This window comes from Pseudomonas entomophila, from assembly GCF_023277925.1.
GTDB classification, from domain to species: domain Bacteria; phylum Pseudomonadota; class Gammaproteobacteria; order Pseudomonadales; family Pseudomonadaceae; genus Aquipseudomonas; species Aquipseudomonas entomophila_D.
The window spans coordinates 4515001-4527372 of record NZ_CP063832.1 but is presented as its reverse complement, the minus strand read 5'-3'; the positions used below and the strand labels follow the sequence as shown (position 1 = coordinate 4527372).

Sequence of the window (12372 nt, the reverse complement as noted above, 5' to 3'; positions counted from 1 at the left end):
AGCCATCTCTTCACGCGCATACTCGTGCGCCGGGCTTACATGCCCGGTGAACTTTGCCTATGCTGCTGACTACCAAAAAGGATTCATCGTGACGAGGGACGCCGCCATGTTCTACGTGCAACGCGACGCCGAGGGCCAGTTGCTGCGGGTGGAAGCCGCCGCGTTTGACGGTTTTACCGAGATGGTCCCGGCAGACAATGCCGAGATCCAGGAATGGTTCGCCGACAACGTTGTCGAGAACAGCCTCAAGCAGCTCAAGCAGAGCGACCTGGACATGATCCGGGTGCTCGAAGACCTGATCGAGGTACTGACAGCCAAAGGCGTGTTCAGCATCACCGACCTGCCGCCCGGCGCCCAGGCCAAGCTGCTCAACCGCTCCACCGCGCGCAAGGCGCTGGGCAGCCTGAACAACCTGATCGAGGAAGAAGAGGAAGGCGGGTTGATCTGAACGGCCTTGTTCGCTGTAGGCGCGACTTCAGCCGCGATGCCGGCATCGCGGTGTCTGGCACCCGCTCAGCGGGTGCTCGCGGCTGAAGCCGCTCCTATCCAGAGCGAACAGGCCTGCCCCGCTTAACGCCAAGGCGCGGGCTCACCCACCAATTGCCCCTGGATCCCCTGCACACCCATCTCTCGCAGCACCTTCAACTCCCCTTCCGTCTCCACCCGCTCGGCGATCAACGGCAGGTCGATGCTGTGCGCCGCCCGCTGGATGGCTTCGATGAACAGCCGCTTGTGCCGCTCGTGATCGATGTTGCGGATATAGCCACCATCGATCTTCAGGTAGGCCAGGCCCAGGTGCGCCAGGTTGCCGATCATGCTGAAGCGGCCCCCGAAACGCTGCAGCGCCAGGCTGAAGCCCAGCCCGCGCAGGCGCCGGGTCAGCTGCTCGAGCATCGATTGCTCAGGTAACTGCTCCTCGCCGATTTCGAAGGTCAGACGCGGCCCGATGGCACGGTACTGGCCCAGCAGCTCGAAGACCCGCTGCAACGCCTTGGGGTCGGCCAGGGTCGCGGCCGACAGGTTCAGCGCTAGCGACTCAGCGTGCCCCTGCAGGTGCTTGAGCACCTTCTCCAGCACCAGCAGGTCCAGCCGCGCCATCCAGCCGAAACGCTCGAGCCAGGGCAGAAAGCGACCCGCCGCCAGCGCCTGGCCTTGCTCGTCGTGCAAGCGTGAGATGACCTTGTAGTGCAGCACCCGGTCTGTCGCCCGGCTATCCACCACCGGCTGGAAGAACAACTCGAACTGCCCCTTGGCCAAAGCCTGGTCAAGGCGGGTGTGCCAGGCATGGTGACTGTCTGCGGCATCGGCCGCGGCCCCCTGCTCCAGGCATACCCAGCCCGGCTGCGGCTGGCTCTCGGCACGGGCCAGCGCCTCGTCGGCGAGCTTGAGCAGGTCCTGGGGGGCATCACCCGGGTTGTATGGCGCCAGGCCAATACAGGCCACCGGGTCGACATCGCTGGCACCCGTTTCGTGCAGGCTCTGCAAGGTCGCGGCCAGGGCCTGAGCCAGTTGGATCGCTTCGTCGTGGACCATGCCCGGCGCCAGCACGGCGAACTCACCACCGCGGCTACGGGTGATCAGGTCGTTGGTTTCCGGGTAGTTGGCGCACGTGCGACGCAGTTGCTCACCCACCGCCTGCAGCAACTGGTCGGTGCGCTGGCCGCCCAGGCGCGCATTGAGGCCGGCCAGGTCCTGGACCCGCAGCAGCAACAAGTAACCCGCACGCGCCTCCTCCAGGTTGCTGACCCGCGCATTGAGCTGCATCTCGAAATAGCGCCGGTTGGCCAGGCCCGTGAGGCTGTCCTGGTACGACTCGGTGCGCAGCTTCTCGCTGCGCTCGGCCTGTTCGGTGAACAACGCCTTGAGCTTCTCGACCATCTGGTTCATCGCCTGCACCACCCGGCGCAGTTCCGGCGTGCGCGGCAACTCGGGCAGGCTGAGGAACTCGCGGCGGGCGATCGCGTGGGATTGCGCCACCATGTAATCCAGCGGCCGCAACTGCCGGCGCAGCAGCAGCGCACCGAGCACCGCGCTTACCGCGCCACACAGCAGCAGCCAGCCAAGGCTGCCCAGGGCACTTTGCCAGAGCTTGGCCAGGGCGAACATCGGGTGGCTGACCACCTCGACCCGCGCCGCCTGCTGCCAGCCACGGCTGACGAGCGCGTCGCCCCCGGCCGGCTCCAGGCCGATCAGGTGGATGAACCAGCCCGGCACGCCACCACTATCAGGCTCGGCATGGCGCTCGACCAGCACGGCATTGGAGCCCAGGTCGATGACCTTGATGCTGGTGTAGTAGCCACTGTCGAAGATCGAGCTGACCATCAGCTCGACCATCGCCGGGTCGTCGATGTTGGGCGTAAGCGACAGCGCCAGCGCGGTGGCCGCGTCCTGGGCGTGGGAGCGCAGCTGGTTGACGTACTGGCTACGCGAACTCTCCAGGCTGACCATGAAGCTGCCACTGAAGGCGACCACCAGGAACAGGCAAATGGCTAGCAGCAATTGTTTGAACAGTGACATCTGTGCTCCTTCAGTAAACCGGTTCGGCCGGGAACCCTTCGGCCTGCATTTTCTTCAGCAGATCCTGCCAACGCGACAAGCGCTTGGTGTCGCCGACTTTCTTGTTGCCAGCGGCGCCGGTCAGCCATAGGCCCTCGCCATTGAAGGCGTACACCGGCAACAGGTCGGTGCGCTGGCTGGCTGGCTTGATCGCGTCCATCAGGCTGTCGAGCACCAGGGGCTGGGCCTGTGGGCTTGAATAATAGGTCAGGACCATGTGCGCACGGTTCTGGCGCAGGGCCTTGACGTAGGTGATGCGCAGCTTTTCTGCCGGGATGCCCATGCGCCGCAGGCTGAAGTACTTGGCGATGGCGTAGTCCTCGCAGTCCCCCGCCCCCTTGATCAGCGACTGCACCGGCGTGGCCCAGTAGTCGACCTCATGCCACAGGTCGATATCCTCGACATAGCGCAACTGCTGGTTGAAGAAGCGGTTGACCACCTGTAACTGCTCCTGCTCGCTGCCTTGCTTCTGCGTAGCGAGCAACTGCTGCCAGGCATCGACACGCTTCTGGCCCTCCCCCAACGGCCCATAGAGCGCCTGGGCACGGCGGCTGATCTGGGAGAAGTCCCAATCCGCCTGCGTGCCGCCCAGCAACAGGCAGCCGAGCAGCACGGCGAGACCGAAGCGGCGCAGGGTCGTATTGAGAGTCCAAGGTATCGCCACTGCGAACACCTGTTCAGATCATTCGAAAGCAGCGATGGTGCGGGCTGGCGGTGCAAAAGACAATGGCACCTTGCGATCATGCTGCCAGCCGTCGGCAAACCTGCTCCTCAAAGGCCATGCAAGGACGCCCGTAGCTTCCCTTGGCAGCCGACTTCCTTCACGATAGCCGCGTTCGATGAACGGGCGCAGGCCCGCATCCACTTGCCGTTTGACAAGCGGCCCCATCCCTCACTAGGGTTATTGGATCCAATCTTCATGTTGCCGAGGCTGAACCCGCGTGGCTGAGAAACCCAAACTCCTGAGCTCCGTGCTGGGCAGCGAGCAAGTTCCGCCGCACCTCGCCCGCAGCGTCATCGAAGAGCGCCTGCGCAGTGCCATCCTCGACGGCCGCCTACCTCCAGGCACCGCCCTGCGCCAACAGGAGCTGGCCAGCCTCTTCGGCGTCAGCCGCATGCCGGTACGCGAAGCCCTGCGCCAGCTCGAAGCGCAATCGCTGTTGCAGGTGGTCATGCACAAAGGCGCCGTGGTCGCGCCGCTGATCGGCGAGGATGCAGTCGACACCTACGCATTGCGTGTCATCCTCGAAACCGAGGCCCTGCGTCAATCGATCCCCCTGCTCGATGCCAATGACATCGCCCAGGCCCGTGGTTATATCCAGCAGCTGGAAAACGAAACCCGTCACGCCGAGATCGGCCGCCTCAACCGCCTGTTCCACATGGCCCTCTACAGCAAGGCGCACAACCAGAAGTTGCTGCGCATGATCGAGATCGAACTCAACGAAGAGGAGCGCTTCCTGCGTTTCCACCTGTCGTCGATGGGGCTGGGCAAGCTGACACAGGACGACCACATCGCCCTGGTGGATGCGGCCAGCGACAAACTGGTGGATGATGCCGTCAGGTTGCTCGAAGCCCACCTGAACAATGCCGCCCGCACCATCAGGAAATACCTCGACCGACAGTCGACAGCCGATCAGTGACACCACGCAGCCACGGTCGTGGCTGTGTCGGCAAGGAACGTCATCCGGCATTAAGGAACGCCAGTGCACGTGCAGACGCTACAGGGAACTACAACCGAACAACCTGCCCGGATCCGCCTGATCTGCCTGGCCTACGATCGGCAGCAGCTCATGCAGTACCGCACCTGGGCCCAGACCCTGTGCGATCCCATCGAACTGATTGCCGCTGATGTCCCTCCCTCTGTCCGACTGGATGAATTCGACCCCGCAGAGCCCCCCTGCCCCCTCGCCCGTGCGCTGCTCGACAAACTCCAGCCCTACCTCGCCCAACCCCATGCCATCTTCGGCCAGGGGCTTGGCGCGCATGTGGCGGTGGCACTGGCACAGTTGGCGCAGAACCATCATCCCGGGCAGACCCGCCATCTCTTTGTTTCCACTTATGACAGCCCCACCCCCAGCCTGGACATCACCACCAACCTGGCCCTCCAAGTGCCGATGACCGTGCTGTACCTCCCCGGCTCGCTGCCGGCCATGCTCGGCTGGCACAGCCTTGCCCGTCAGGGCCTTGAGCTGATCGAGCTGCCCGCGCAATCGGTCGACACCTCTCTGCTCAACCAGCGCCTGGTGCGCATCATCAACACCCACCTCGGCCTGCTCAGCTTGTAGCCGAGCACGCTTACCCCCTCCGGAAACATCCGTTTGCGTTGTCATGGCTGCCACAAGCCATGACAGTGCCAGCATTTTGGGCACACTCTAGACCCCGCGCCGACCGCTGATCACCCAACGGGCCTGGTCGGCCGCACTTTATCCACCAGAAGAAGGAGCGTGGTACCGGGGCAAGGACCGCAAGCGATCAGCCGCCCCTGAACAGTCAAACCTCCCCTGACCCCATTTATCAGTGCTCCGAGTGAGGCATTCACTCCATCGTATTCTTTTCTGATAGTTAATCATCGGAAGGGGCACTTATTGCCAAAATAAAACTTACCAAAAAGTTTTATATAGCCCCTGCTTGCCCGCATTAATTACAAAATTAAAATAACTAAAAAAACATTTGCCGATAACTTTGAAGTTGTTCTAACTTTTATATCGCCAGGCGCCGACAGCCCTGAAGCGCCACGCCACCTGGCCTCTGCAGGTTCATCAATATCGATTTCTGTTCGAGGGCATCGTGCACCTCGAATATGGCAAATCGAATAACTTGCAGTGAAATAACAATCCCCAAAACGCCCATAACGGACATGATCATGAGCACATTGAAGAGCACCCTTTCCGCCAAGAAGATCGCACTTTCCCGGCACCCGCTGTTTTCCGAGATCGACGCGCTCGACACCCTGCGCCGATTCATGGAAACCCACGTTTTCGCCGTCTGGGACTTCATGTCGCTGACCAAACGCCTGCAACAGGAGCTGACGTGCGTCAGCCTGCCCTGGCTCCCACCCGAGGACCCGGCCGCTGCCCGCCTGATCAACGAGATCGTGCTGGGTGAGGAGTCCGACGACCGCCTGGACCACGGCCACTACAGCCACTTCGAGCTGTACCTGGACGCCATGCGTGAGGTCGGCGCCTGCACCCAGGCGATCGAACGCTTCATCAGCCTTCAGCAACAGGGTGTCGATGCGCTGAGCGCCCTGCCTCGCGCCGGAGCCAGCGAGGCGGCCCAGCACTTCGTGCGCGACACACTCGAAGTCGCCCTGCACGCCCCCGCGCACCGCGTCGCCGCAGCCTTCCTGCACGGCCGTGAAAGTGTCATCCCGATGATGTTCCAGCAGATCCTCGACGAATGGGGTATCGGCAGCGAGCAGGCCCCCACCTTCCGCTACTACCTGCAGCGGCATATCGAGGTCGACTCCGAGGACCACGGCCCAGCCGCCGAGCAGTTGCTGGCACGCCTGGTCGATCACGACCCGGTGCGCCAGGAAGACGTCTACGCCGCAGCCATCGCCGCGGTGGACAGCCGCATGGCCCTGTGGGACCGCCTGCGCGCCTCGCTGCAAACCCCTGTCGCCGAGGTCACCCCATGAACGCCCATGAATACCGCTCCTTCGCCGAGGCCTGGGAAGAGCGCGCCACCATCCGCACCCGGCCCCGGCGCCTGGTCGAAGACGACCAGCGGCTGATCTACCCGCTCAGCCGCCAGCCCTTGGTGCTTGGTGCCACCTTCCAGCGCGAGTGCCCACAGCTACGCGACTTCGTATTGGTGCAGAGCCTCTACAAGTTCATCAACGACGTAGTGATCTTCGAGACCGAGATCGTCGACCGGACCGCACGGCGCATCGCCAAGGACCGCTTCGCCGTGCGCTTCCCGTTCGCCTGCCGCTACGACGCCATGACCGTAGTGGTGGATGAGGACTACCACGCCTTGGTGGCCATGGATTTCCTGCAGCAGACCATTGCCCTGACCGGTGTCGAACCGATTGCCCTGCCCCAGGAGATCGAGCTCAGCCGGGCCATCCCGGCGGCCGTGGCGCAGGTACCCGAGGGTCTGCGCGATGCGGTGGAGCTGATCTGCGTGGGCATTGCCGAGAACACCCTGACCGACGATGTGGCAGCGTTCGCCCGCGACAACTCGGTCAAGCCCTCGGTGAAAGGGCTGATGGCCGACCACCTGCTCGACGAAGGTCGCCACTCGACTTTCTGGGCACGCCTGACGCGGATCTACTGGCAGACGGCATCCGAGGCCGACCGCCAGACGATCGCCGAGGTGCTGCCAGTGTTCCTGCGCCAGTACCTGACCAACGACCTCCAGCAGGCCTTCGACTTCGCCCTGATCGCCGCACTGCCGGTGAACGAGACGCTACGCCAGGCCTTGCGCGAAGAAGCTCAGGGGCTGGCCTACCCGATCAACCACCAACATCCGTTGCTGGGCAACATCCTGCGCTTCTTCCGTGCCAGTTCGATGCTTGAGTCGGCCTGCGTACAGCAGGCCCTGCGCGACTACCTGCCCTAAGGACACCTGCATGAGACGCCTCGACATACTTCTGGTGGGCCACAGCCCTGCCCTGGGGCAGCTTGCCCAGCAACTCGACGAACACGGCCATGGCATCACCCTCGCCAACGACGCCGACACCTTGCGCCGACAACTGGTCGCCCGGCCGCACCTGGTGGTGGAGGACGGCAGCCTGGCGCTCAACAGTAGCGACTGGCAATCGCTGGACGCGACGCCCTTGCTGAGGCTGCGCCTGGGGGCCAGCTTCGCCGAAACCCTGCCACGCCTCGAAATCCTGTGCTGGTGCGGCAATGCCAGCGCCCAACGGTTGATCGAACGCCTGCCCGTGCCGTCGCCAGCTTCCGGCAACGGCCAGCAGCTGCGTGAGGACACCCTACAGGCCCTGAATGACCTGCTCGCCCAGCAAGTCACCCGCTACGCCCGCAACCCGCAGTACCTGCAAGAGGCACCCGCGGTCAGCCCCAGCGTGCAGGAGCGCGAGCACAGCCTGCACTGGCTGGAGGCGCTGGCTTACCGGCATCCGTTCAACCGCACGCTGCGCGCCGACCTCCTGGAACAGGCCGAGACTGATCTGGTCGTGCAACTGGAACATAGCCTGCGCGAACATGCCGAACGCACGGCCATAAGTCGCGACGGTCAGCGCTGCAGCTACCACCAGCTACACGCCCGCGCAGTCGCGATCCAGCGTGCACTGCTACCTTTGTTGCCATCGTCCGGCGAGCCCCCTCCGGTGGTCGCCGTGTGCATGGCCAAATCGCCCGAACTCTATGCCAGCCTGCTGGCGATCCTGGGCTGCTCGGCCACCTACCTGCCCCTGGACCCGGCAACCCCGGCCGAACGCCGCCAGCGCATCCTGGTGGACGCCAATGCCTGTGTGCTGCTGCACGACGACCAAGAAGCCGTGGATATAAGGCACCTGGATGTACGCGCGCTGCCGGAAGCCGAAGACGCCCACCTGCCCACACTGGCACTGCGCCCGGCCTGCGCCGACCAGGCCTGCGTGGCGATCTACACCTCCGGTACCACGGGCCAGCCCAAGGGCGTGCTGCTCAGCCAGGGCAACCTGGCGCACTTCATCGCCTGGTACCGCGAGCATGTAGCGCTGGACCGACACAGCCGGGTGCTGCAGTTCTCCACCATCGGCTTCGACGCTTCCCTGCTGGATATCCTGCCTACCTTCGCCTGCGGTGCCGAACTGGTACTGCCGAGCGAAGATCAGCGCCGCGACCCACAACAGCTGCTGCGAGTTATCCACAGCCAGGACGTCAGCCACGCGTTCCTACCACCAGCGTTATTGAGCATTCTGCCCCGCGATATGCCGCTGGGTCTGAAACACCTTGTCACTGGCGGCGATGTCTGCGAACCGGAGGTCATCGCCCGACTATCCGGGCAATGCAGGATGCACAACATCTACGGCCCGACCGAAACCACCGTGCTGGCAACTACCCGGGTATTTGCCAGCGGCGACAGCAACCGCAACCTCGGCCTGCCCATCGCCAACACCCAGGTGCTGATCCTCGACGAAGACCTTCGGCCGGTCACGCAGCAGACTGCAGGCGAGCTTTACATCACCGGCCCCGGTGTCGGGCTCGGTTATCTGAACAACCCGGCGCTGACCGCCGAGCGCTTCGTTGAGCTGTACCTGCCCAATGGCCACACGCTGCGTGCCTACCGCACGGGCGATATCGGCAAGTGGACCCCTCAGGGCATCGAGTTGTGCGGTCGGCGTGACAACCAGGTGAAGATCCGCGGCTTTCGCGTTGAGCCGGAAGAGATCGAACACTGCCTGCGTGACAGCCAGTTGTTCGCCCAGGTGGCGGTCGTGATCGATGCCCAGCGCCGCGTGCTTGCGTTCGTCGCCCATGGCCACGGCGCAGATGCCGAACAGCAACTGCGCGCGCACGCCGAGCAGCACCTGCCCGACTACATGCGCCCGATGTTCTATCAGGAGCTGGAGCAGATGCCCTACACCGCCAATGGCAAGGTGGATCGCCAGGCGCTGTCGCAGCGGCCACTGGCCTTGCCCAGCAGCCAGCGCCTGCAACCGAGCACCGCCACCGAACATCGCTTGCGTGGCCTGTGGAGCGAACTGCTGGAACTGCCGGAAGCAGACATTTCCATCGATGACAGCTTCTTCAACCTCGGCGGCCATTCGATCCTGCTGTCGCGGTTGCTACTGGCGGTGCGGGAAGGCTTCGGCCAGGGCGTGGCGATCAATCGCTTCATCGAACAACCGACCCTGCAGCGGTTGGGGGCGTTGCTCGATGGTGACGACACGGCGCAACAGCACACGCTGGAGCGCCTTGAGCAGGATGCCAATCGCGACCTCGGCCTCCAGGTGCTGCCAGTTGAGCGCCTGGGTGATGTGCACAAGGTGATCGTCACCGGGGCTAACAGCTTCCTTGGCGTGCACCTGGTCGAAGCATTGCTGGACTGGGGAGCGACCGAGGTGGCCTGCCTGGTACGCAGTGCCGAAGGTCTGAGTGCCGCCGAGCGCTTCGCCCAGTCGCTGCATGACAACCACATCACCCTCGACCTGTCGCGTATCAGGGTGTTCGAGGCCGACCTGCGCAAGCCGCGCCTGGGCCTGGCAGAGGCTGACTATGACTACCTCGATGAAACGTACGGCGCCTTGCTGCATAACGCCGCGCAGGTCAACCATGTGCTCGATTACCAGGTACTGGCCGCCGACAACATCGAGCCGTTGTTCGAGTGCCTGCGCCTATGCGAGGGCCGGCGCAAGAAGATCTTCAACTTCGTCTCCACCCTCTCCGCCTGCAGTGCCGTGGGCAGCCAGGGCCAGGTACTGGAGGACGACCCGGCGAGCACTCCACCGATCTACATTCGCAACGGCTACAACCTGAGCAAATGGATCGGCGAACGCATCCTCAGCCGCGCCCGTGCGCAGGGGGTGTGGGTCAACCTGTTCCGCCCGGGGAACATCACCTTCGACAGCCGTACCGGTGCCTGCCAGCCCCAGCGCAATCGCCTGATGCTGATGCTCAAGGGTTCGCTGCAACTGGGGCAGGTACCTGGCCTGGAGATCGACTTCGACCTGATGCCGGTGGACTTCCTCTCGCGCTTCATCGCCTTCCACAGCAGCCGCCACCAAGCCGGGCAATGCGTATTCAACCTGCACAACCCCGAGCCACTGCGCTGGCGTGACTACCTGGCCTCGTTTCGTGAACAGGGCCATGCCTTCGAGCTGGTCAGCATCGAGCAGTGGCAGCGCCAGTTACGCCGGGTCGACCGTGACAACGCGCTGTACGACGTCCTGGGTTTCTACCTGGACGGTTTCGAGGAAGACATCGGCGACATCTCCGGGATCGCCCACGCCAACGCCCGTGACGGGGTACGGCGCATGGGCACCCATTACCCCAGCAAGAACCCCGAGCTGCTGCGCCGCGGCTGCCGGTACCTGGCCGACATCGGCTTCATCTGATCGCTTTTCCACACAACAGGAGCAACACAGCATGCAAGCACTCAAACCCGATACCTTGATCCGCAACCCTGAAGGGTGCGAGGTGGTCTCCAGCGTGGAAATCACCGCGCCCGCCGCCGCCGTATGGAACATCGTCGGCAACTTCGCCGGGTTCCCGGTGTTCATCCCTGCGCTCGCGCACATCGACATGACTGGCAGCGGTGTACGTTCAGTGCGCACGAAGCTGTTCAAGGACGGTAACGTGGTCATCGAGCAGCTCAACTCACATGATGCACAGGCCATGCACATGACCTGGAGCCTGATCTACACCAGCCTGAACATCGGTAACCTGTGGGCAGCGATGGAGGTGCAAGTGATCGATGCCAACCACAGCCGCGCGACCTGGACCATTCAGGCCGAGCCCTGGGAGGGTGGCCCCGAGGCGCTGCCGGGCTTCCAGGCGTTTCTCCAGGGGTTTGCCGATGAGGCGATGGGCAATGTGAAAAACCTGCTGAGCTGATCCATCCGCAATAAAAAAGCCGCTCCCCATGGAGCGGCTTTTTTGTGCCTGTTAACAATTGCCCAGCCCCCTTGAGCTGCGCTCTGTAGGAGCGGCTTCAGCCGCGATGCGGACAACGCGGTGCCTGGCCCCTCGCTTCGCGGGTGATCGCGGCTAATGCCGCTCCGAGAGAGGGCGTGGTCAATCAATGGGTTTGATCTTCACCGGATCGGAAAAGACAAAGCCCCTGACCGCATCGCGATCAGGGGCTTCGGAATTGAATCTTGACGATGACCTACTCTCACATGGGGAAACCCCACACTACCATCGGCGATGCATCGTTTCACTGCTGAGTTCGGGATGGGATCAGGTGGTTCCAATGCTCTATGGTCGTCAAGAAATTCTGTGTGCCGGTCCGTCCGAGGGACGTGCCAGCGAATCTCTGTACTCTCTACTTAAAAGACAAAACCCCTACCTGCTCGCGCAGATAGGGGTTTTGCGAAATGAATCTTGACGATGACCTACTCTCACATGGGGAAACCCCACACTACCATCGGCGATGCATCGTTTCACTGCTGAGTTCGGGATGGGATCAGGTGGTTCCAATGCTCTATGGTCGTCAAGAAATTCTGTTGCCAGAAGATCCAGATGGATACTCCAGCCAATTCGGATATGTGATCTTGTGGTTCGTCGCGAACTTTCGGTTCGTTTCGTCTTCACCACCGCAATTCGCATGAGCAAATTGCTTGGGTGTTATATGGTCAAGCCTCACGGGCAATTAGTATTGGTTAGCTCAACGCCTCACAGCGCTTACACACCCAACCTATCAACGTCGTAGTCTTCGACGGCCCTTCAGGGAGCTCAAGGCTCCAGTGAGATCTCATCTTGAGGCAAGTTTCCCGCTTAGATGCTTTCAGCGGTTATCTCTTCCGAACATAGCTACCCGGCAATGCCACTGGCGTGACAACCGGAACACCAGAGGTTCGTCCACTCCGGTCCTCTCGTACTAGGAGCAGCCCCTCTCAAATCTCAAACGTCCACGGCAGATAGGGACCGAACTGTCTCACGACGTTCTAAACCCAGCTCGCGTACCACTTTAAATGGCGAACAGCCATACCCTTGGGACCGGCTTCAGCCCCAGGATGTGATGAGCCGACATCGAGGTGCCAAACACCGCCGTCGATATGAACTCTTGGGCGGTATCAGCCTGTTATCCCCGGAGTACCTTTTATCCGTTGAGCGATGGCCCTTCCATACAGAACCACCGGATCACTAAGACCTACTTTCGTACCTGCTCGACGTGTTTGTCTCGCAGTCAAGCGCGCTTTTG

9 protein-coding genes and 3 rRNA genes (1 of these 12 only partly in view) are annotated in these 12372 nt (G+C 62.6%); 7 read left to right on the top strand and 5 right to left on the bottom strand.

The features are described from left to right. Positions 1–106: 106 nt before the first annotated feature. Positions 107–448 carry a tryptophan synthase subunit beta gene (locus tag IM733_RS20125; protein WP_248921205.1) on the top strand — a complete coding sequence of 114 codons (342 nt, stop codon included), beginning with the start codon at positions 107–109 and terminating at the stop codon, positions 446–448. A 122-nt stretch (positions 449–570) separates the two neighbouring features. Here the strand turns inward: IM733_RS20125 and lapD are convergent, their stop codons facing one another. Beyond that, positions 571–2517 (bottom strand): cyclic di-GMP receptor LapD, encoded by a 1947-nt coding sequence (gene lapD, locus IM733_RS20120; protein WP_248918183.1) that lies wholly within the window; start codon positions 2515–2517, stop codon positions 571–573. Positions 2518–2527: 10 nt separating this feature from the next. Next, positions 2528–3229, bottom strand: a complete 702-nt coding sequence (gene lapG / locus IM733_RS20115; protein ID WP_248918182.1) for a cysteine protease LapG — start codon at positions 3227–3229, stop codon at positions 2528–2530. 268 nt (positions 3230–3497) lie between these two features. On the opposite strand from lapG, the gene IM733_RS20110 reads away from it, so the two are divergent. From IM733_RS20110 to IM733_RS20085, 6 genes are all read left to right on the top strand, one after another. After that, complete coding sequence (locus tag IM733_RS20110; protein ID WP_248918181.1) at positions 3498–4196, top strand: GntR family transcriptional regulator; 699 nt, start codon at positions 3498–3500, stop codon at positions 4194–4196. 69 nt (positions 4197–4265) lie between these two features. After that, complete coding sequence (locus IM733_RS20105) at positions 4266–4841, top strand: hypothetical protein (RefSeq protein ID WP_248918180.1); 576 nt, start codon at positions 4266–4268, stop codon at positions 4839–4841. Positions 4842–5419: 578 nt separating this feature from the next. Then, positions 5420–6196 (top strand): DUF3050 domain-containing protein, encoded by a 777-nt coding sequence (locus IM733_RS20100; protein WP_248918179.1) that lies wholly within the window; start codon positions 5420–5422, stop codon positions 6194–6196. Continuing rightward, a complete protein-coding gene (locus IM733_RS20095) occupies positions 6193–7122 on the top strand; it encodes a diiron oxygenase (protein ID WP_248918178.1) in 930 nt (309 codons plus the stop codon). Before IM733_RS20100 ends, IM733_RS20095 begins: the two co-directional genes overlap by 4 nt. A gap of 10 nt (positions 7123–7132) precedes the next feature. Further along, on the top strand, positions 7133–10564 hold the full coding sequence (locus IM733_RS20090) for an amino acid adenylation domain-containing protein (protein WP_248918177.1): 3432 nt from the start codon (positions 7133–7135) through the stop codon (positions 10562–10564). A gap of 31 nt (positions 10565–10595) precedes the next feature. Then, positions 10596–11063, top strand: coding sequence for an SRPBCC family protein (locus tag IM733_RS20085; protein WP_248918176.1), 468 nt, complete (start codon positions 10596–10598; stop codon positions 11061–11063). Between the two features lie 261 nt (positions 11064–11324). On the opposite strand, the gene rrf (IM733_RS20080) is transcribed toward IM733_RS20085, so the two are convergent. The 3 genes from rrf (IM733_RS20080) to IM733_RS20070 form a co-directional block, all read right to left on the bottom strand. Next, positions 11325–11440, bottom strand: a 5S ribosomal RNA gene (gene rrf, locus IM733_RS20080). Positions 11441–11550: 110 nt separating this feature from the next. Continuing rightward, positions 11551–11666: ribosomal RNA gene (rrf, locus tag IM733_RS20075) — 5S ribosomal RNA — on the bottom strand. Between the two features lie 133 nt (positions 11667–11799). Then, a 23S ribosomal RNA gene (locus tag IM733_RS20070) occupies positions 11800–12372 on the bottom strand; it runs 2320 nt beyond the window's last position.